The sequence below is a fragment of the Streptomyces sp. NPDC024698 genome (assembly GCF_055559015.1).
The window spans coordinates 990,400-1,011,623 of the sequence record NZ_JBVHLK010000001.1; the positions used below are offsets into that span (position 1 = coordinate 990,400).

The following is a 21,224-nucleotide window of genomic DNA, read 5'->3' on the forward strand; positions in this document are numbered from 1 at the left end:
CCACCCGGCCCTCCACCTGGCGGCCGACCGGGCGCCCCGGGCGATGAATCCCCCGTTCGGCGCCCCTTGAGAGAAAGAGCAGAATGCCCCGCTTCAGTGTCATCGTGCCCACCTTCGAAGTCGCCGGGCACCTGGCCCGCGCGCTGGACTCGGTCCTCGGCCAGTCCTTCGGCGACTTCGAACTGATCCCGGTCTGCGACGGGCCGGACTCCCCGGCCGCGGCGGTCACCGCCGCGTACGCGGACCGGGACTCCCGGGTGGTCCCGGTCCATTCGCCGCCCTCGGGCGGGCTGAGCGCGGCGCGCAACGCCGGGATCGCGGCGGCGGGCGGCGCGTATCTGCTCTTCCTCGACGGCGACGACGATCTGGTGCCGGGGGCTCTGGCGGCTCTGGACGCGGGGCTCCCGGACGACGCGGACGTCCTCTACTTCGGACATCAGCGGGTGCACTGGTGGGAGGGAGAGCCGAGCACGCCTCCGCTCGACAAGGCCCCCGAGGTGCTGGGCGCGCATGTTCCGGCGTGGAGCGCCGTGTACCGCCGCGACTTCCTCGCCGAACACCAACTCGCCTTCCCCGACGGGCACTTCACGGACACGGGCTGGGGCGGCCTGGTGACGGTGACGGCCGAGCGGTCGGCGGTGCTGCGCACGGTGTGCGTACGGCATCATCTGCGCCGCCAGGGCAGCCGGCTCAACGCTCCGGGCGAGCACCACTTCGAGCTCCTCGACCAGATCGAGCGGGTCCTGCTGCTGGCCTCGCGGCGGACCGTGCCCGCGGCCCGGTCGAAGGCGCTGTTCGGCCAGCTCTTCACCCAGGTCCTGAAGACGGCCGCGCACCCGGCCCGGGTGCCCGCGGGCCGCCGCCGTGCCTTCTTCCGCCGGGCGGGCAAGCTCTACCGGCGCCATCGCCCGGCCGGGTTCCGGGCTCCGGCGGGCAGTCTCGGGGTGCAGCACCGGCTGCTGGCGGCGGGCGCGTACAGCGCGTTCCGCGCGCTGCGCGGCACCAACCGGGCCGTCTCCGGTGTGCTGCGGCGGGTCCCGCGCGGAAGGACCCTGCGCCTGCGCGCCTTCTACGCCCTCCAGCTGCGCCGCCCCCTCGACGAGAACCTCGCCGTGTACTGCGCCTACTGGGGCCGGGGTTACGCCTGCAACCCGGCGGCGGTGCACGCCAAGGCCCGCGAACTCGCCCCGCACATCCGCTCGGTGTTCCTGGTCGAGCCGGAGGCGGTGGACGCGCTGCCCGAGTACGTCGAGCACGCGGTGATCGGCAGCCGGCGCGGCTGGGAGGTGCTGGCCCGCGCCAAGTACCTGGTCAACAACGCCAACTTCGCGGACGGGGTCGTCAAACGCCCTGGCAGCGTGCACCTCCAGACCCAGCACGGCACACCGCTGAAGAGGATGGGCGTCGACCAGTCGACGTTCCCGGTGGTGGCCGCGGCGACCGGCAGCTTCACCAAGCTGCTGGCCCGGGTGGACCGCTGGGACTACAACCTGTCCTCCAACCCGCACTCCACGCAGATGTGGGAGCGGGCCTTCCCGGGCGGCTACGAGGCCCTGGAGTACGGCTATCCGCGCAACGACGTGTACTGCACGGCCACTGCCGACGACGTGGCCCGCGTCCGTGAGCGGCTCGGGGTGCCCGAGGGCAGGACGGCGCTGCTGTACGCGCCCACGCATCGCGACCACAGCAGCGGTTTCGAGTCCCGGCTCGATCTGGAGGCCTTCTGCGAGGAGATCGGCGAGCAGTTCGTCGTCCTGCTGCGCGCCCACTACTTCTACGACCAGGGCCGGGGGCGCGGCAGCGGACGGATCATCGACGTGACCGGGCACCGGTCCTCCGAGGACGTGTGCCTGGCCGCCGACGCGCTGATCACGGACTACTCGTCGATCATGTTCGACTACGCCAACCTCGACCGTCCGGTCGTGGTGTACGCGGACGACTGGGAGACCTACCGCGAGACCCGGGGCGTCTACTTCGACGTGACGCGGGAGCCTCCGGGCAAGGTGGCGCGCACCCCCGAGGAGCTGGCCGCGCTCTTCACCGACGGCTCCTACGCGGACCCGGCCGCCGCCGCGCTGCGGGCCCGGTTCCGTGAGCGGTTCTGCGCGTTCGACGACGGCAGGGCCGCCGAGCGGGTCGTCCGCAGAGTGCTGCTGGGCGAGTCCCCCGAGACGATCCCGCCCGTCCTGCCGCTCGCCGAACGCGTCCCGGCTCCCGCCGCGTCCACCCTCGTAAGGAACTGACGTGCCCCGCTTCAGCATCATCGTCCCCGTCTTCAAGGTGCAGGGCTTTCTGCGCGAGTGTCTCGACTCGGTCCTGGAGCAGTCGTACACGGACGTCGAGGTCATCGCCGTCGACGACTGCTCGCCGGACGGCTGCGGCGCGATCCTCGACGAGTACGCGGCCCGCGACCCCCGGGTGCGGGTGCTGCACCTGCCGGAGAACGTGGGGCTCGGCCGGGCCCGCAACGCCGGGATGCCGCTCGCCGGCGGGGACTACCTCTTCTTCCTCGACAGCGACGACACCCTCACGCCGGGCGCGCTGCGCGCCATGGCGGAGCGGCTGGAGGAGACCGCCGACCCGGACGTGCTGGTCTTCGACTACGCGCGCACCTACTGGTGGGGCGGCACCCGCAGGAACGTGCTCGCGCGGGTCCTCGCCGAGGCCGGTCCCGGGACCTTCACGGCGGCCGAACGGCCGGAGATCCTCGACCTGTTGATGGTGGTGTGGAACAAGGTCTACCGCCGCGCGTTCGTCGAGGCGGAGGGCTTCGCCTTCCCGCCCGGGTACTACGAGGACACACCCTGGACGTTCCCGGTGATGCTCAGCGCGGAGCGGATCGCGGCCCTGGACCGGATCTGTCTGGCCTACCGCCAGCGCCGCCAGGGCAACATCCTGTCCACCACCAGCCGCAAGCACTTCGACATCCACGACCAGTACGAGCGGGTCTTCGCGTTCGTCGCCTCCCGGCCCGAACTCGCCGACTGGCGGCCGTATCTGCACCGCAAGATGGGCGAGCACTGCCTCGACATCCTGTCCAAGGAGGACCGGCTGCCGCAGGAGGACAAGGCCGAGTTCTTCCGGCTGACGGCCGCGCTCTTCCGCCGGCACAAGGCCGGTCCCGTACCGCCCGAACTGCGGGTCCTGGAGGGCGGTTTCACGCGCTACCGGGTGCGGCGGCAGGCGGGCCGCGCGGGGCTGGAGCTGGGCAGGCGCGGACAGCAGGCCCGCCGGGTGCTCGGGGCGCGGGTCAAGCACGGCTGGTCGGCGGCCCACGGGCACCGGCCGCTGGACCCGCACCTGGCGGTGTACTCGGCGTTCTCGCACCGGGGGGTCCTCGGCGATCCGGCCGCGGTGTACGCCGCGGCACGCGAACTAGCCCCGCGGCTGCGCGGGGTGTGGGTGGTGCGCGACCAGGAGCAGGCGGCCCTGCTGCCGCCGGACACCGAGCACGTCCTGCTCGACTCCCTGGCCTACCGGCGGCTCACCGCGCGGGCCACGTACTTCGTGAACAACGTCAACTGGCCCGGCTCCCTGGCCAAACGCCCCGGGACCGTCCACATCCACACCCACCAGGGCACCCCGCTGAAGTACATGGCCGCGGACCTGCTGCACAAACCGGGCGCGCGGCACGGCCTCGACGTGCCGCAGCTGCTGCGCCGCGCCGACCGCTGGGACTACAGCCTGGTTGCCAACCGGCACTCGGAGCTGGTCTGGGACCGCGCCTACCCCTGCCACTTCGCCTCGCTGCGCAGCGGCAGCCCGCGCAACGACGTCCTGGTGCGGGCCAGGCCCGAGGACGGGGCGGCGGCCCGCGCCCGTCTCGGGATCCCGGCCGGCGACCGGGTGGTGCTGTACGCGCCGACGCGCCGTGAGTACGTGCGCGGCGGGCATGCGGACCGGCTCGACCTGGCCGCGTTCGCGGAGGGTCTCGGCGCGGGTCACACGGTCGTCGTACGGCTGCATCCCTCGCTCGCGGACGGTCCCGCGCGCGGGATGGGGCTGGCCGAGCTGCACCGGCGCGGGGTCGTCCTCGACGCGACCGACGAACCGTGCGTCGAGGACGTGATGCTGGCCTCCGACGCCCTGGTGACCGACTACTCGGCCCTCATGTTCGACTACGCCAACCTCGACCGGCCGATCGTGCTCCTCGCCGACGACTGGGGCGCGTACGCGGCGAGCAGGGGCGCCTATTTCGACATCACGGCCGACGCGCCGGGTCATGTGGCCACCTCGCAGCGGGAGTTGGCGTGGCTGTTCGCGTCGGGGGCCTGGCGGGACGGGGAGTCGGAGCGGTTGCGGGCCGGATTCCGGGCGCGCTTCTGCGAGTTCGACGACGGCCGGGCCGCCGAGCGGGTGGTGCGGACGCTGATGCTCGGCGAGCCGGCCGTCTCACCGGCCGCGGTCGTGCCGGTGCCGGCGCAGGCGGGCCACGACGTGCTCGCGTCCTCATGACCGGCCCCGCGAACCGCCCGGCGGACCGTCCCTCGGACCGCCCGGCGAACCGATCCGCGAACCGCCCGGCGAACCGGCCCGCGAGGGGACTCGTGCGGGGATCCATGAACGGCCCGACGGACGACACGGCGGACGGCACGGCCGCCGGCACGGCGGACGGCGCCACGAACGGACCGGGCGACGCCCCGCCGACCGCGCGTTCCGGCCGGTTCCGGGTGTGGTCCCCGAAGACCGCCGGTTCCGACGGGTTCCGGGCGTGGGTCCCGCGCGCGCCGCGTTCGGCCCGCGCCCGGGTGATCCTGATCGCCGTCGTGTTCGCCGTGCTCCAGCTCGCCAACGTCACCGGCCGGGACACCCCCGACACCAAGAACTACCTGTCGTACGAGCTGAATCTGAGCGGCGACAGCAAGCAGCGGGCCGCCGCCGTGACGATCGACTACGTCTGTGCGGGAAAGGCGTCCGTCGCCCGGCGCAACCAGGCCGTCGACCCGGTGCGCTTCCACCGCGCGAGCCCGACCCGGCGGGTCGTCGCCGAGTGCCGGCGCGACCAGTGGCGGGGAGTGTCGGCGCGGCTGGCGTCCGGGCGGACGGCGGGACACATCGTGCCGTTCATGCCGGCCCGCTTCATGCGGATCTTCGAGGTGCGGCCGGGGTATCCGGTGTTCCTGTTCCCGTTCGTGACCGTGCTGGGGGTGACCTGGGGCCTGTGGGCCTCGGCCGTCGTCGTGACGGCGGCCGGGGGCGTCCTCGTCTTCCTGCTGCTGCGCACCCTGCGCGCCTCCACCGGCGCGGCCCTGACCGGGCAGGCGCTGTACTACGTCCTGCCGTGCGGCACGACGGCGATGCGCCCGATGACCGAGGGCCTGATGATGGCCGTGACGCTCGCGGCCCTGTGGGGCTGCGCCCTGGTCCTGGAGGGCCGCGCGCGGGCCGGGACCTGGCTGGCCGGCGGTTCGCTGGCGGTCCTGTTCTCGGTGAAGCACTCGCAGGCGCTGTTCCTCGGACTGTGCCTGGCCGCCGCCTGCGCGGCGCTGCTGCTCCGCAGGCGACGGTGGGGCGGACCGCTGCGCACCCTCGGCACGGTGGCGGGCGGCGGCGTGCTGGCCACCCTGCTGCTCGCGAAGCTGCTGCACTACCCCTCCCAGTCGGAGAGCGTGCAGGATCTGCTCACCGCGCACTACGCGCGACCCGACCGCGTCCATCCGTGGCCGGAGTTCCTCCATCTGGAGGCGGCTTTCTGGATCGAGTGGACGCGCCGCCAGCTGTGGGAGCCGCTGTTCCTCACGGCGGTGGTGGCGGCCGGGTGGGGAGCGCTGCGCAGACACCGCGCGTTCGCCGTCTTCCTGATCGCGGCGGCGGGCACCGGGGTGCTCAACCAGGCCGCGCACCCGGACATCAACGTCTGGGGCGAGCGGCTGATCGTGCTGCTGTGGCTGCTGCCGGCGGTGGGTCTTCCGCTGCTGCTCGACCTGGTCGTCCGGCGGGGCTCGCGCATGCCCGGCGGGCTGCTTCCGGGGCCGGCGCGCAGGGAATCCGAGGTCGCCCGATGAGGTGATCCGGGCTAGGCGGCCGATCCGGGCGGGCATATACGGCAGATGCCGAAAACCGCGGGTCCCTGCTCCCCCACCGCCCGATGAGCGCCGATGTCGTCACCCGGCGGCAGGCGGTCCGCGGCGCGACCGCGCTGCGCGCCTGGGGCACCTGGCGTCCGACGCCGTACCAGATCTTCGGCGGCCTGTTCTGGCTGGTGATGACGCTCGCCTACTGGCGGATCCCGCTGTGCTGCGACGCGGGCCAGCACGCGGCGGTCGTCGAGCGCCTGCGGGCGAACCTGCTGCACCCGCGGCACCCGATGGCGGACCTGCCGGGCGCCGGCAGCCCGTACTACTCGCCCTACGCGGTGGCCCAGGGCGCCTTCGCCCGGCTGACGGGTCTCGGCGGCTGGGCGGTGGTACGGCTGTCGGGGCCGGTCAACCTGCTGGTGCTGCTGACGGGTATCGGCCGCTTCACGCGGGTGCTGACACCCCGCCGCTGGGCGCCGGTCCTGTGCCTGTCGGCGATGGTGCTGCTGTGGGGCACCGAACGGGCGTGGTGGAGCGGCTACCTCGGGCTGATGTCGATGACGGGCGACGTGGGCTACCCGTCGACGTTCGCCATCGGTCTCGCCTTCTGGGCCTGGGCGTTCACGGGCAGGCGCGCGGCGGGCACCGGCGGCCCCGTCCGGTTCGTGGGCCCGGGCGGCCTCGGCAGTCCCTGGGGGTACGCGGCCCTCGGCGCCCTGTACGGCCTGATCCTGCTGGTGCACCCGATCACCTCGGTCGCCGCGGTGCTCGGCGGGGTCGCGTTCGTGGCGGGCGGACAGCGCGGGTGGCGTCCGGCGGTGGCGGTGCGGTGGCTGCTCACGGGCGCGGTGGCCCTGCTCGTCGGGTACGCGTGGCCGTACTTCGACGTCCTCGCGCTGACCGGGGACCGCAGCGTGGACGCGATGCACGAGCAGCTGTACGACGGGATGCCCGGGCACTTCTGGCTGGCGCTGACCGGGCTGCCCGCGCTGTGGCTGCGGGCCCGGCGCACCGGGCGCGTCGAGGGGCACGGGTGGCGTGATCCGCTGGTGCTGATGTTCGTGCTGGAGTGCGCGACGGTGGGCTACGGCTGGGTGAGCGGGCACTACACGTACGGCAGGATCCTCGGGCTCACGCTGGTGCCGCTCCAGTTCGCGCTCGGGGTGGAGCTGGCGCGGCCGGGGCCGTGGGGGCCGTGGCGGCGGCTGCTGGGCGGTGCCGCGACGGCGGCGGCCGTGACCGGGTTCCTGACCGTGCAGGCCGGGGCGGTGGTGCCGCGTTCGCTCGACCCGGTCGGCTTCGACCAGCCGCCGCGCTGGCCGACGTACGACTGGGCGGCGCGGTACATCCGGCCCGGCGAGGCGGTCATCGCGGACGGGTACTACTCGGTCCATCTGCTCGCGGGCTACGGACCCGATCTCGCGGCGCCCGCCTGGCCGGACCCCGCCCTCCCCGAGAGCGAGCGGCTACGCCGGCTCACGGCGGTGCGGGCCTATCTCGCCCCGGACTCCACCCGGGCCGAACGCACCGCCGTCGCCCGCAGGTACCACGCCCGCTGGCTGCTGCTGACCCGCTGGCGGCAGGTCCCCGAGGAGGCGACGGTGGTGGCGTGGAGCCGGGAGACCGGGGAGGTGCTGGCCCGGATCGGCCCCGCGAAGGCCGGTGCGGGGGCCCGTGCCGCTCGATGACGGACCGTCCCGCACCGGCCTGCCCCGCGCGGGTTACTCGATGACGAGCTCGACCGGGATGTTGCCGCGGGTGGCGTTGGAGTAGGGGCAGACCTGGTGGGCCTGCTCGACCAGCTTGCGGCCGGTCGCCTCGTCCACGGTGTCGGGCAGCTCGACGCGGAGCGTGACGGCCAGGCCGAAGCCCTCGCCCTGCTTGCCGATGCTCACCTCGCCGGTCACGGCGGCCTCGGTGACGTCGATCTTCGCTGCGCGGCCGACCAGACCGAGGGCGCTCGCGAAACAGGCCGCGTACCCGGCGGCGAAGAGCTGCTCGGGGTTGGTGCCCTGCCCGCTGCCGCCCATCTGCGCCGGAATGCCCAGCTGGAGGTCGAGCGTGCCGTCGGAGCTGACGGCGCGGCCCTCGCGGCCGTGGGTGGCGGTGGCGACGGCGGTGTAGAGCGCGTCCATGGGGACCATCCCTCTCAAGTCGAATCAAGCCGGAATCCTGGCGGGGTCCGCCGTTTCGGGCGGCCTCACGAACTGAATTAGAGCACGCAATTCAGTTGTGCACAACTAAATTGTCCGCCAGGGCTATCCTGAGGGCATGACCGCGACACCCGCGCCGAGCGCCGGGGCCCCCGCCGCAGGGGACTTCCTCCGCCTCGACGAGCAGATCTGCTTCTCGCTGAACGCCGCCTCGCGCGCCTTCGGCGGCGTCTACCGCGTCCTGCTGAAGGACCTCGGGCTCACCTATCCCCAGTACCTGGTGATGCTGGTGCTGTGGGAGCACGGCGAACTGCCCGTGAAGAAGGTCGGCGAGCATCTGCGGCTCGACTCGGGAACCCTGTCGCCCCTGCTGAAGCGGCTGGAGGCGGCGGGCCTCGTACGGCGCGAGCGCAGCGCGCGGGACGAGCGGTCCGTGCAGGTGGGCCTCACCGAGGAGGGGGCCTCGCTGCGGGAGCGCGCGCTGGGCGTGCCGCGCCGGATCGCGGCCGCTACCGGGGCGGACCTGGAGGAGATCCGGGAGCTCCGGGCCCGGCTCGACCGGCTGACGGCGGCACTGGACGAGGCGGCGCTGTCCGAATCGGCCCTGTCCGAGGCACCGGGGTGTGCGTAGGCCTGCGCACATACAGGCGCAGCGTCACCCCCCGGCTCACGATCTGCTCCGCGGGTGCGAACTGCTCGCGGACCACGGCGAGTTTGAGGCGCTCGCCGGCCTCTCCCGGATGCCAGGCCCGGCGCGTCGCGAAGGGCGCGGCGACCAGCCACACCCGGTCGAGCCGGTCCAGTCTGCGGAGCAGTTCGGCGGGGCCCGCCTCCCGGCCGTACAGGGTTCCGGACACGGGCGCCGGCTCGGTGAGCGCGATGTCACGGATGCCGCGGAAGCCCTGCGGATACGCCAGGGCCGCGCGCCGCGCGAGCGAGGGCAGGAACAGCACCGGGTCGCCGGGGCGCAGTTCGCCGCGGGCCAGGGCGGAGACGGCGGCCAGGTTGTCGGGTCGGGTGTCGGCGCTGCGGTCCTCGCGCAGCAGCGGGAACTGGACGGCGAGGACGAGCGTCACGGCGAGGACGCCGGTGGCGACCGCGTGGGGCAGCAGCCGCGGCAGTCGCGTCGCGAGGTGGTCGGCTCCGGCGGCGGCGAGCAGCGGTGCCCCGGCGAGGGCGTACAGGACGTAGCGCTCGTCGTAGAGCGGGCGCCAGTGCGAGACCGTCAGGAGCACCGCCGGGGGCACGGTCACCAGGGGCAGGGCGACGGCCGGGAGCGAGAACGTGCCGCGCGGGGTCCGTCCGGGCCTGAAGGCGAGCGCGACGAGGACCAGATACGGCACGATCACCAGCCGGGCCGGTCCGGTGAACTGCCCGAGCAGGCGCTTCGCGCTGGCCAGATCGGTCCGGGTCAGCCAGGCGACCTGCGCGGACTGGTCGTGGGAGACGTGGACCAGCGGTGCCAGCGCCACGGCGACGACCGCGGCGGCGAGGGCCCAGACCCGCCACACCCGTGCGGGTACCCGGGCGAGCGCGAGCGTGGTGGCGTGGGCGAGGAGCAGGAGCAGGGCCATCTCGTGCAGCAGACAGGTGACGGTGAGGGTGACCGCGTAGGCGCACCAGGGTCCGGGCCGGGTGGACCGGGCGGCCCGCACCAGCAGCAGGGTCGCGCCGGCCGCACCGGCCGCGACGAGCGCGTAGGAGCGGCCCTCCTGGGCGAAGTGGCCGGTCATGGGGGTGACGGCGTACAGCAGGCCCGCCCACAGGCCGACCCGCGGGCGGCTCAGGCGGACACCGAGTGCGGCCACGAGCCCGGCGGTCGCGGCGGCGCCGCAGACGGAGGGCAGGCGCAGGGCGGTCTCGCCGGGGTACGCGGCGAGGACGGGGTGCATGAGCAGGTAGTACAGGCCGTGCACGGCGTCCACGGTGTGCAGCAGGTGCCAGATCTGCGGCACCGAGCGCCGCGCGACCTGGAAGGTCACCGCCTCGTCGCGCCACATGCCGCCGCGGTCGAGCCGCCACAGGCCGATCGCGAGCATGGCCAGGACGGGCACGAGGACGGACAGCGCGACGGCCACCGCCTCCGGGCACCGGACCACCGGACGGCCGGCGCCCGCGCGCCAGGTCTCGGCGCGTCCGGCCGACGCCTGCCGGACCGACGCCTGCCGGAGCGAAGTCCGCCGAGCCGTCGGCAGCCTCATCCACACATACACCATGGGGCCGATTTTTTGCTATTAAACAACCTTTGACCGGTATCGACGCGTATTGCACGGTATGACCCATCCATGCGGCTTACGATCCGGGCTTGATGAGCGTCTTCCGGAACCACCGCCCGCCCGCCCTCGCCGCCGCCTGGCTCCTCACGCGCGCCCTGATGCTGTGGCTTCTCGCCCATGACCGGCTCGCCCCGCTGGGCGGGGGCGGGGTGTCCCGCGAGGTGCGCCGGCTCTACTTCCACTGGTACGGCGTCCTGTCGCAGGGCGCGTTCCCTGCGGGCGACCGGCTGTGGCAGTACCCGCCGGGCGCGGGAGCGGTGCTGCTGGCACCCGGACTGCTGCCGGGGCTGACCTACTTCACCGCGTTCGTGGTCTGCACGCTCGCCGCGGACGCGGTGATCGTCGTCGCCCTCACGCGCGCGGGACTGCGGCCCGGCCGCAGTGCGCGCGGCGCCTGGCTGTGGGTGCTGGGCCTGCCCCTGCTGCTGCACATCCCGCTCGCCCGGTACGACGTGCAGGTCACCGCCTTCGCCGTCGTCTCCCTGCTGGCGCTCTCGCGCCGCCCGCGCGTGGGCGGCGCCCTCGCCGCGGCGGGCGCGCTCGTGAAGGTATGGCCCGCGCTGGCGCTGATCGGCACCCCGCGGGGCCGGACCACCCGGGAGGTGTGGACCTCGGCGGCGGTCACCGGGGCCGCGCTGCTCGCCGTCCTCGTGGCAGCCTTCGGCCACCCCTTCGACTTCCTGCGCCAGCAGAGCGGCCGGGGTGTCCAGATCGAGTCCCTCGGCGGCACGGTCCTGGGCTTCGCCCGCCACGCCGGCTGGCCGGGCACGGCCCGCTACCAGTACGGCGCGATGGAGTTCGTCGGGCCGTACACCGGCGCGGTCGCGGCCTGCTCGCTCGCCCTGACGGCCGCCGCGTTCGGGCTCGTACTGCTGTGGCGGGTGCGGGCACGCCGCTGGACGAGCGCCACCCCCTACGACGCGGCGCTCACCTCCGTCCTGCTGTTCACCGTGACGAGCCGGGTGATCAGCCCCCAGTACATGGTGTGGCTGCTGGGTCTCGCCGCCGTCTGCCTGACCTCGCGGCACACCACACAGCGCCCGGTCGCCCTGCTGATCGTGGCGGCGACGGCGGTCAGTTCCGTGGCGTACCCGGGGATGTACGGCGAAGTGGTGCGCAGCACCTGGACGGGCTGCCTGCTGATGCTCGTACGCAACGGCCTGCTGGCGACGGCGGCGGGGATGTCCTTCGTACGGCTGTGGCGGTCGGGCCTGTCCACGGCCGCCCCGTACCCCGCCGCTCCGACCGGCGCGGAGCCGGGCACACACCGGATTCCCGCCGGGCTCCGAACAAGACAGTGACGGACTCTTAACGGAGAATTACCCGCAATCCTTACGATTCCGGCTCGTGGACCACATGAACCCTCACCAGGCGAAGGTCAGCGTCGTCGTCATCGGGTACGACGACGCCGGCCATGTCACGGACGCCGTGCGCTCGGCGCTCGCGCAGGGTCCGGCCGTGCGCGAGGTCATCGCCGTGGACGACTGCTCGACCGACGGCAGCGGCGCCCTCCTCGACGCCCTCGCCGAGGGGGAGCCGCGTCTGAGGGTGATCCACCGGCCGGCCAACAGCGGCGGCTGCGGCAGCCCGCGCAACGACGGCATCGACGCGGCCTCGGCCCCGTACCTGATGTTCCTGGACAGCGACGACGTCCTGCCGCCCGGCGCGGTGGACGCTCTGCTGCGCTCCGCCGAGGAACACCACGTCCAGGTGGCGGCAGGACTGTGCGTGCGGCGCGAGCTGCCCTCGGGCCGCGAGGTCCCCTGGGAACGCGCGCTCTACGCACGGCCCACGGTGATATCCCGCCCCTCGCGGCGCCCGCGGCTCACCCACGACACCCTCTGCGTCAACAAGCTGTACCGCACCGACTTCCTGCGCGAGCACGGCATCCGTTTCCCCGAGGGCCGCTACCCCTACGAGGACTTCGTGTTCACCGCGCGGGTCCTGGCCGCCTCGCCGCGCATGGTCCTGATCCCCGAGACGGTGTACATCTGGCACGTGCGGCGCACCGCCGACCGCCTGTCCATCTCGCTCGACCGCGCCGGCATGAGCAACTGGCGGGCGCGGACCCAGGCGAACCGGGCGGCCTACGAGATCCTGCTGAACGCCGGGGAGAAGCAGCTCGCGCGGGCCGTGCACGGCAAGTTCCTCGACCACGAGCTGCGGATGTACACGCGCGAGCTGGAACTGCGCACCCCCGAGTACCGGAGCGCCTGGTGGGACCTCACCCGGGCGTATCTGTCGACGTTCGACGCGGCCGACTTCACCGTCAATCCGGCCGCCCCCGGCCGGCTCGTCGCCCGGGTGATCCTCGCCTGTCCGACCCCGCGCGACCTGCCCCGTCTCAGGGAACTGGCGGCCCGTCCGGCCCGGCTGCTCCCGCCCTACGCCCGGGACGGCGAAGGCACCCCCGTGTGGTCCGCCGACCTCCCCGAGGTGACCGTGGAGCATCTGCTGGGCCGGGCCGTGCATCTGCTGCCCCTCGCCGTCGAGGCGGAGCTGCGCCCCCGCGTGCGGGGCACCCGGCTGCGGCTGCGCGTGCACGAGCTGTACGGGCGCATGGCCGAGGCGGGTCCCGTCTCGGTGGACCTGGAGTTCGTCCACCGGGACGAGGGGCGGGTGGGCCTGAGCGGCAGGGCCGCCCTGGTGGCAGACCGCTACGGCGACTCCTGGTCCGCCGAGGCACCGGTGGAACTGTCGGCGCTGGGAGCGGGCGTCTGGGATCTGCGTCTGACCGTGCGCTTTCGCGACGGCACGAGCCGGGAGACGTCGGCGCACGCGCTCGGCGGACCCGGCCTGCTGCGCCGCCGTGCGATTCCGGACGCGCACCACGGGGTTCTCCTCGTGCAGCCGTACCGGACACACGCGGGGGCGCTGGGCCTGCGCACGGCGTCCGGTTGGCGCGGCATGACCGAGGTGGTGTCCCGGCGGCTCAGGCGCCTGCTTCACTGATACGCGGACGCGCGGCGCGGACGCGGACACCGTCACGAGCGCCCGCCCCCGGCCACAGGCACGCGGTCCGGTACACGGACCCATCCACGAGGAGAACGGCCCCACATGACCTGGCTGATCACCGGCGGCGCCGGTTACATCGGAGCGCACGTCGTCCGCGCGCTGCGCGAGGCGGGCGAGAAGGCCGTGGTGTACGACGACCTGTCCACCGGGACGGCGGAGCGGGTGCCCTCGGACGTCCCGCTGGTGGTCGGCTCGACCCTGGACGGCGACCTGGTGGCCAGGACGCTCGCGGAGCACTCCGTGACCGGTGTCGTCCATCTGGCGGCGAAGAAGCAGGTCGGCGAGTCCGTGGAGCGGCCGCTGCACTACTACCGGGAGAACGTCGAGGGCCTGCGCGTCCTGCTGGACGCGGTGACCGCGGCCTCCGTGACCGCGTTCGTCTTCTCGTCCTCGGCCGCGGTCTACGGGATGCCGGACGTGGACCTGGTGACGGAGGAGACTCCCTGCGCGCCGATGAGCCCGTACGGAGAGACGAAGCTGGCCGGCGAGTGGCTGGTGCGCGCGACGGGCCGGGCGACGGGCCTGTCCACGGCGTGCCTGCGCTACTTCAACGTGGCCGGCGCGGCGGCCCCCGAACTGGCCGACACGGGCGTCTTCAACCTCGTCCCGATGGTCTTCGAGAAGCTGACCGAGAACGCACCCCCGCGTGTGTTCGGCGACGACTACCCGACGCCGGACGGCACGTGCGTGCGCGACTACATCCACGTGGTCGACCTGGCCGAGGCGCACGTGGCCGCGGCCCGCGCCCTGACGGCCTCCCCCGGGACCTCCCTGACCCTCAACATCGGCCGCGGCGAAGGGGTTTCGGTGCGCGGGATGATCGACCGCATCAACGCCCTGACCGGCCACGACCTCCCCCCGGTCACCACCCCGCGCCGCCCCGGCGACCCGGCCCGCGTCGTCGCCTCCGCCGACCGCATCGCCGACGAACTGGGCTGGAAGGCCCGCCACGACGTGGACGACATGATCACCTCAGCCTGGAGAGGCTGGCTCCACCACCACCCGAACCCGACCCGGGCCTGACGCCGGAGCCGGTCGGTCAGAGGGCTTTCAGGGCTGCTGCCGTGGCGCGGGCCAGGCTGGGGAGGTAGCCCTTGGGGACCTTCGGGCCGCGGACGACCACCGCGCGCCAGTAGAGCGGTCCCGACATGACGTCCAGCGCGAGGTCCACGTCCACTCCCTCGCGGATCTCGCCGCGCGCGACGGCCGACGCGACGATCCCGCTCGCCACCGACTGCTGCCCCTCCCGCAGCGCCGCCTGCATGGCGTCCGCGATCTCGGGGTTGCGGGCGGCCTCGGCCTGGAGGTCGGGGATGATCTGGCCGGCCACCGGGTGCCGCAGCGCGCGCGAGGTGACCTCGTACAGCAGACGGAGGTCGCCCTCCAGTGAACCCGTGTCCGGCGCGGGCAGCCCCTGGACAGCGATCGCCGAGACCAGGTCCAGCACGAGGTGCAGCTTGGAGCGCCAGCGCCGGTACACCGCGGTCTTGCCGACCCCCGCGCGGCGGGCGATCCCCTCGATGGACATCCTGGCGTAGCCGACGGACGCGAGTTCCTCGAAGACTGCTGCGCGGATCGCCTCGGTGACGTCCTCGCGCAGGACGGCCGCACCGGCGGGAGCCCGGCGGCGCCGGGGCTTTCCGTCGGCAGGCGCGGGCGTGGGGGCACTCGCGGCTGTATCGGCGTTCGTCGTCATACGCACCAGCATAGGGCGTTACGACGAAACGGTTGCGTTCCGACGTCGGTTGGGCCTACTCTCGCGTTACGACGATACGGTCCCGTTCCGACGCAAGAAAACGGCAAGAAACGCCGTCGGAAACTTCACGGGACCGACCGCGCGCCCCCACCCCCCGAGCGAAAGCAACGGATGTGAGCCAGGTCCTCAACACACCGCCCCCGATGGCGTCACCGGCCCCCACCGAAGACGCCGCGGCCATCGCCGCCCGGTACGGCCTCACCGTCAGCGGTGCGCGCCCGAGCCTGCCCGCGTACGTCCGCCAGCTGTGGGCACGGCGTCACTTCATCACCGCCTTCGCCACCGCCAAGCTCACCGCCCAGTACAGCCAGGCGAAACTCGGCCAGGTCTGGCAGGTGGCGAACCCGCTGCTGAACGCGGCGGTCTACTACTTCATCTTCGGTGTGCTGCTCGGCACCAAGCACGGCGTGCCGGACTTCGTGCCGTTCCTGGTCACCGGCGTCTTCATCTGGACCTTCACCCAGAGCTCGATCATGGCCGGCACCCGGGCCATCTCCGGCAGCCTCGGCCTGGTCCGCGCCCTGCACTTCCCGCGCGCCGCGCTGCCGGTCTCGTACGCCATCCAGCAGCTCCAGCAGCTGCTGTTCTCGATGGCCGCGCTGGTCGTCATCCTGCTCTGCTTCGGCGTTCCGGTGAGCGCCTCCTGGCTGCTCGTCGTGCCCATCCTGGTGCTCCAGTTCGTCTTCAACGCGGGCGTGGCCCTGGTCATGGCACGCATGGGCGCCAAGACGCCGGACATCGCGCAGCTCATGCCGTTCGTCCTGCGCACCTGGATGTACGTCTCCGGCGTCATGTGGAGCATCGCCTCGACGCTCAAGCACAGCCACATGCCGCACTGGGCGATGATCGCCCTGGAGAGCAACCCGGCCGCCGTCTACATCGACCTGACGCGCTACGCCCTGATCGACAGCTTCCACGCCCACCAGCTGCCGCACCACGTGTGGGCGCTGGCGATCGGCTGGGCCCTGCTCGCCGGAGTCGGCGGCTTCATCTACTTCTGGAAGGCCGAGGAGACGTACGGACGTGGCTGACATGGCTGACACCCTCACGCAGGACGCGCGGCCCCAGGGCGCGGCCGGCACCGCCGACGCGCTGGTCCCCACCGTCGTCGTCGACCACGTGGACATCGTCTACCGGGTCAACGGCACCGGCGGGGGGCGCGGCAGCGCCACCGCCGCGCTCAACCGCATGCTGCGGCGCAAGGAAGCCGAGAAGGCCGCGGGTGTGCGCAAGGTGCACGCCGTCAAGGACGTGTCCTTCACCGCCTACCGCGGCGAGGCCATCGGCCTGATCGGCACCAACGGCTCCGGCAAGTCCACGCTGCTCAAGGCGGTCGCGGGCCTGCTCCCGGTGGAGAACGGCAAGATCTACACCGACGGCCAGCCCTCGCTGCTCGGCGTGAACGCGGCCCTGATGAACGACCTCACCGGTGAGCGCAACGTCTACCTCGGCGGCCTCGCCATGGGCATGTCCCGTGAGCAGATCAAGGAGCGCTACGAGGAGATCGTCGACTTCTCGGGCATCAACGAGAAGGGCGACTTCATCACCCTGCCGATGCGGACCTACTCCTCCGGCATGTCGGCCCGGCTGCGCTTCTCCATCGCGGCGGCCAAGGACCACGACGTCCTGATGATCGACGAGGCCCTCGCCACCGGTGACCGCTCCTTCCAGAAGCGGTCCGAGGAACGCATCCGCGAGCTGCGCAAGACCGCGGGCACGGTGTTCCTGGTCAGCCACAACAACAAGTCGATCCGCGACACCTGCGACCGCGTCCTGTGGCTGGAGCGCGGCGAACTGCGCATGGACGGCCTGACCGAGGACGTCCTCAAGGAGTACGAGAAGTTCACGGGCAAGTAGACACCCGGGCACCCGACCGAGGCGGAGCCGGCGACGGCTCCGCCTCGGGTCGTTCCCGGCCCCGTCCGCTCAGCGCTCCAGGAACGCGAACAGTTCCTCCCACCTGCGGACGACCTCGTCCGTGGTGAAGCGCTGGATGTTCACGCGCGCGGCCTCGCCCATGGAGTCCCGCAACGCCTTGTCGGACATCAGCGTGTCCAGCCGGCGCGCCAGTTCACCGGTGTTGCCGAGCGTGGCCAGCAGGCCGTCCTCGCCGTCCCGGACGATCTCGTGGACACCGGGCGCGCAGTCGAAGGCGGCGCACGGAAGACCGGTGGCCATCGCCTCCATGAGCGCCAGCGGGAAGCCCTCGCCCCGCGAGGAGAGCACGAAGACCGAGCCGCCGCGCAGCGCGCCCGGCACATCGCTCGTCCGCCCCATCCAGTCGACCGAGTCGTCGAGCCCGAGGGCGGTGCACTGCTTCCTCAGCATCTCCTCGTCCTCGCCGGAGCCGTAGATCCGCAGCCGCCAGTCGGGGTGCAGCGGGACGACCTCGGACCAGGCGTCGAGGAGCATGTCGATGCCCTTCTGGTCCGTCAGCCGGCCCACGCTGACGACGGCGTTCTCCGTGCGCGGCGAGGCCACCGCGGGCATGAACGGAAGGGGGTTGGGCATGAAGGACGCGTTGTCGAGCCCCTGTCCGATCCACAGGTCGGCGTCCTCGCGGGTGAGCGCGAGCATCCGGTCGACGTCCTTGTAGTGCTTCTGGACCCGCCGGAAGCGCGAGGTCGTCCGGGAGTACTCGAACGACTCGTGGCTCATCCCTATGACGGTCAACCCGCCGGTGTCGGCGAGCTTCACCCACTCCATGGCCCACACCTGGGTGACGATCACGACGGCCCCGGGACGCGCGGCCCGGAACAGCGCGGTCAGCTCGGCGGCCTTCTCCCGCATGCCCGCGGCCCGTTCGGCCCGCCGTCTCCGCTCGACGAGGTCGAGCCGCCCCCTGAGCCCGCGCGCCCCTCCGACCCGGAGCGGGTGGACGTCGTACAACGTCGTCGTGGGATACGGGAGTTCGCCCAGTTCCTGGGGAACGGCCGGCTCGGTGACGCCCACCACGTGCACGCGGTGGCCGCGCCCGGTGAAGAGCCGGGCCATCTGGTGCGACCAGCTGGTCACCCCGCCCAGTTCGTCGACGCTGTTGGAGACGAAGAAGATGTCCCGCTGCCGGCCGGTCATCCGCGCCTCCACTGCCCGAAGAACTGGTCGACGACCGCGCGGGCCGCCGTCCCCTGGTCGTACTCGCCGAAGCCGGCGAGGAACTGCTCGCGCCTGGGCGCGTACTTGACGGACTGTTCCTCCAGCGAGCCCAGCGCGGCGTGCAGTTCGTCCTCGGTCCGCACCACGGGCCCCGGCGCCCGCTCCAGCAGGTCGAAGTAGGTCCCGCGGTCCTCGTGCGCGTACGCCTCGTAGTCGTACGCGAAGAAGAACATCGGACGGTCCAGGAGGGCGTAGTCGAACATCACGGACGAGTAGTCGGTGATCAGTCCGTCGGCGAGGGCGAGCAGCGGGGTCACGTCGTGGTGGGCCGTGACGTCGACGACCCGGCCGCGCACGGACGGCGGCAGCACCACATGGTTCAGATAGTGGGAGCGGACCAGGAGGACATAGCGGTCGCCGAAGGTGTCGGCGAAGCGCTCGACGTCGAAGGGCAGCTCGAACCGTTTCTGCCCGTTGCCGCGGCTGCGGAAGGTCGGCGCGTAGAGAAGGATCTGCCGGTCCTCGGGGATGCCCAGTTCGGCGGCCAGCGCGCCGCGTTCCCGCGCCGCTCCGGTCTCCTCCCGCTGTCTGGCCCGTACGAGTGCGTCGTTGCGGGGGTATCCCACCCGCAGCAGGGTCCGCTCCTGGAGCCGGAAAGCCCGGGCGAGGGTGCGCACATCGTGCTCGGAGCGGATGAGGAAGCGGTCGAACCGGTCCAGTGTCCGCTGCTGCGCGGCCTGTTCCTCGCGGGACTTGAGCTTCCACTCGGCCTCGTCGAAGCCCATCCGCTTGAGCGCGGAGCCGTGCCAGGTCTGGATGTACGTCGTGTCGGGTCGCTTGGCGAGCTTCAGCGGGTAGCTCTGGTTGTCGATCCAGAACTCGGCCTGCGCGAGCGCCCTGAGATAGGGCAGGGACCAGCGCCGTACGAGGGTGGCGTCGTCGGGGAAGCCGGCCGGGCTGTCGCTGTACGCCCAGACCGGCTCGAACTCCAGCCCCTGGCGGCGCATCTCCTCGTAGATGGCCCGGGGGCTGTCGCTGTACTGGCGGCCCAGGTGGCTCTCGAAGACGACGAGTCCCTTGCGGACGGGCAGCCGGCTGAACACCTCGTGGTAGAGGCGGATCTTGGTCTCGCCGGAGGTGAGTTCCTTGCGCAGGGAACGGGCCTTGCGGTAGCCGGTCTTGGCGAGCGTTCCGGCCCGGCCGTGCACACCGCGCTGGACGAGGACGCTCGCCTTCTTGTCGGGGACCAGCCGGAAGGACAGATGCCCGCGCGAGGAGACGACCGGCTCGATACGGTCGGCGACCAGCCGTGTGAGCCGCGGCCGGACGGGCAACCGCCCTGCGGCCAGGCCGGGTTCGGCCGCGGTGAGCCGGGTCGTGGTGCGTACGCCGTCGACGTCGAGGTGGAGCCGTACGTCCCACACGGCGTCCACGATGCCCAGCGGGCGCACGGCCGCGAGGTCGGCCGAGGTCTCCCAGGCGACCGTCTCCCCCGCGTGCCGGACGTCCGCCACGGGGAAGCGGAAGGTCTGGAAGCGCACTCCGGGGCGCCGTGCGTAGAACTCCAGTTCCGCGGAGAGCCGCGCGCCGGCCGGGATCACTCCGAGCGGGTTGGTGATGCTCCCGGCGAGCCGGACGGTCGAACCGGTGCTCTCGTACGAGGTCAGCGCGTTGCGCAGGAACATGCGGTCGACCGGCTTGACGTGGTGGCCGAGGTCGGTGACGTCCAGGACGTGCCGGCCGAAGGGGTCGTCGAGGTGTTCGGCGCACCAGTACACGCGGCCGTCGCGCTCGACCAGCGGCGAGGAGATCTTGTCGCGGTTGGTGAGCGTGTCCACGGCCGGCAGCAGGTTGTCCCAGTCGCTGACCTGGAGGAGATAGGCGCAGATGGCGTGGATGGGTTCGGTCTCGTCGAAGGCGGCGCGGTCGATCGACTCCAGGTACTGCCGGGCGATCGCCGCGAACTCCTCGCGGTACGCGGCGTCGCGGAAGGGCAGTTCGCGCAGGTGCAGCACGAGGTCGTGCTTGAGGAACTTGACGTCCTTGGCGAACTTCAGGTCCAGGTGGCCCTTGTCCGCGAGGAGCCGGTCGACCCGGCGGTGGATCTCCATGCGGTGCGTGAAGTTGGCGATCTCGTCACGCCGGTTGCTGATGGACTTCGCCTCGGCCTTGTCGGCGACCCTCCACTCGTACACCCGGTTGGGGATGAGGGTGATGCGGCGGGCACTGGCGTAGGCCTGGGCGGAGAAGAGCAGGTCCTCGTAGTGGATGCCGACCGGGAAGCGCAGCCCCTCGTCGAGCAGGAACCGTCTGCGGTAGCACTTGTTGGTCGACAGGGTGTCGAAGACCAGCAGGTCCGGCAGTTCGGAGATCGACTCCAGGGTCCGGGTGCGCTCGTAGAGCCAGGGGTACCACTTGACCTCCTTGCCGGTGCGCGAGTCGACGTGCACGCGCACGCACAGGCCGGAGACCAGATCGGCGCCGGTGGCCTCGGCGGCCTCCAGCATGTTGCGGCAGGCGTTGCGCTCCAGGACGTCGTCGCTGTCGAGGAAGAGCACGTAGGTGCCGCGGGCCTCGGCGATGCCGCGGTTGCGGGGGGCGCCGCAGCCTCCGCTGTTCTCGGGCAGCCGGCAGGCCCGTACCCGGCCGGGGTGGGCCGCCGCCAGTCCGCGGGCCACCTCGTACGAGCCGTCGGTGCTCCGGTCGTCGACGATGACGACCTCGACGTCGTGCAGCGTCTGGTCCAGCACGGAGCGCACGGCGGTGGGCAGCCGTGCGGCGTCGTTGTAGACGATGACGACCACGGAGACGGCGGGCCCGTCCGGCTCGGCCCCCGAGGGGGCGGCGGCGGGCTCTGTGCCCTGTTCGGCGAACACGCGAGGTTGATCCACATTCATCCTATTAATCGTAG

General features: G+C 72.5%; 14 protein-coding genes. 10 read left to right on the forward strand and 4 right to left on the reverse strand.

What is annotated here, in order from left to right:
- Window positions 1–83: 83 nt before the first annotated feature.
- From ACZ4AA_RS04270 to ACZ4AA_RS04285, 4 genes are all read left to right on the forward strand, one after another.
- Entirely contained in the window at window positions 84–2,243 is a 2,160-nt protein-coding gene (locus ACZ4AA_RS04270) for a bifunctional glycosyltransferase/CDP-glycerol:glycerophosphate glycerophosphotransferase (protein WP_467594926.1), read from the forward strand.
- A gap of 1 nt (window position 2,244) precedes the next feature.
- A complete protein-coding gene (locus ACZ4AA_RS04275) occupies window positions 2,245–4,455 on the forward strand; it encodes a bifunctional glycosyltransferase/CDP-glycerol:glycerophosphate glycerophosphotransferase (protein WP_467594930.1) in 2,211 nt (736 codons plus the stop codon).
- 293 nt (window positions 4,456–4,748) lie between these two features.
- Window positions 4,749–6,005 (forward strand): hypothetical protein, encoded by a 1,257-nt coding sequence (locus ACZ4AA_RS04280; RefSeq protein ID WP_467595156.1) that lies wholly within the window; start codon window positions 4,749–4,751, stop codon window positions 6,003–6,005.
- An 83-nt stretch (window positions 6,006–6,088) separates the two neighbouring features.
- On the forward strand, window positions 6,089–7,705 hold the full coding sequence (locus ACZ4AA_RS04285) for a hypothetical protein (protein ID WP_467594935.1): 1,617 nt from the start codon (window positions 6,089–6,091) through the stop codon (window positions 7,703–7,705).
- 33 nt (window positions 7,706–7,738) lie between these two features.
- Here ACZ4AA_RS04285 and ACZ4AA_RS04290 read toward each other — a convergent pair whose 3' ends face one another.
- Entirely contained in the window at window positions 7,739–8,152 is a 414-nt protein-coding gene (locus tag ACZ4AA_RS04290; RefSeq protein ID WP_467594937.1) for an organic hydroperoxide resistance protein, read from the reverse strand.
- A 136-nt stretch (window positions 8,153–8,288) separates the two neighbouring features.
- Here ACZ4AA_RS04290 and ACZ4AA_RS04295 point away from each other — a divergent pair, with 136 nt between their 5' ends.
- From ACZ4AA_RS04295 to galE, 4 genes are all read left to right on the forward strand, one after another.
- Complete coding sequence (locus tag ACZ4AA_RS04295) at window positions 8,289–8,801, forward strand: MarR family winged helix-turn-helix transcriptional regulator (protein WP_467594941.1); 513 nt, start codon at window positions 8,289–8,291, stop codon at window positions 8,799–8,801.
- A gap of 1,677 nt (window positions 8,802–10,478) precedes the next feature.
- Window positions 10,479–11,747 carry a glycosyltransferase 87 family protein gene (locus tag ACZ4AA_RS04300; RefSeq protein WP_467594946.1) on the forward strand — a complete coding sequence of 423 codons (1,269 nt, stop codon included), beginning with the start codon at window positions 10,479–10,481 and terminating at the stop codon, window positions 11,745–11,747.
- Window positions 11,748–11,802: 55 nt separating this feature from the next.
- Window positions 11,803–13,398, forward strand: coding sequence for a glycosyltransferase family 2 protein (locus tag ACZ4AA_RS04305; RefSeq protein ID WP_467595160.1), 1,596 nt, complete (start codon window positions 11,803–11,805; stop codon window positions 13,396–13,398).
- A gap of 105 nt (window positions 13,399–13,503) precedes the next feature.
- Window positions 13,504–14,484 carry a UDP-glucose 4-epimerase GalE gene (gene galE / locus ACZ4AA_RS04310; RefSeq protein WP_467594949.1) on the forward strand — a complete coding sequence of 327 codons (981 nt, stop codon included), beginning with the start codon at window positions 13,504–13,506 and terminating at the stop codon, window positions 14,482–14,484.
- A gap of 16 nt (window positions 14,485–14,500) precedes the next feature.
- Here the strand turns inward: galE and ACZ4AA_RS04315 are convergent, their stop codons facing one another.
- Complete coding sequence (locus tag ACZ4AA_RS04315) at window positions 14,501–15,157, reverse strand: TetR/AcrR family transcriptional regulator (RefSeq protein ID WP_467594953.1); 657 nt, start codon at window positions 15,155–15,157, stop codon at window positions 14,501–14,503.
- A 173-nt stretch (window positions 15,158–15,330) separates the two neighbouring features.
- Between ACZ4AA_RS04315 and ACZ4AA_RS04320 the strand changes: the two genes are divergently transcribed.
- Together ACZ4AA_RS04320 and ACZ4AA_RS04325 are read left to right on the forward strand one after the other, a co-directional pair.
- Entirely contained in the window at window positions 15,331–16,248 is a 918-nt protein-coding gene (locus ACZ4AA_RS04320; protein WP_467594957.1) for an ABC transporter permease, read from the forward strand.
- A 1-nt stretch (window position 16,249) separates the two neighbouring features.
- Entirely contained in the window at window positions 16,250–17,074 is an 825-nt protein-coding gene (locus ACZ4AA_RS04325; RefSeq protein WP_467595163.1) for an ABC transporter ATP-binding protein, read from the forward strand.
- A 69-nt stretch (window positions 17,075–17,143) separates the two neighbouring features.
- On the opposite strand, the gene ACZ4AA_RS04330 is transcribed toward ACZ4AA_RS04325, so the two are convergent.
- Entirely contained in the window at window positions 17,144–18,292 is a 1,149-nt protein-coding gene (locus ACZ4AA_RS04330) for a glycosyltransferase (RefSeq protein ID WP_467594961.1), read from the reverse strand.
- Window positions 18,289–21,210 carry a bifunctional glycosyltransferase/CDP-glycerol:glycerophosphate glycerophosphotransferase gene (locus ACZ4AA_RS04335; protein ID WP_467594964.1) on the reverse strand — a complete coding sequence of 974 codons (2,922 nt, stop codon included), beginning with the start codon at window positions 21,208–21,210 and terminating at the stop codon, window positions 18,289–18,291. Before ACZ4AA_RS04335 ends, ACZ4AA_RS04330 begins: the two co-directional genes overlap by 4 nt.
- Window positions 21,211–21,224: the final 14 nt, after the last annotated feature.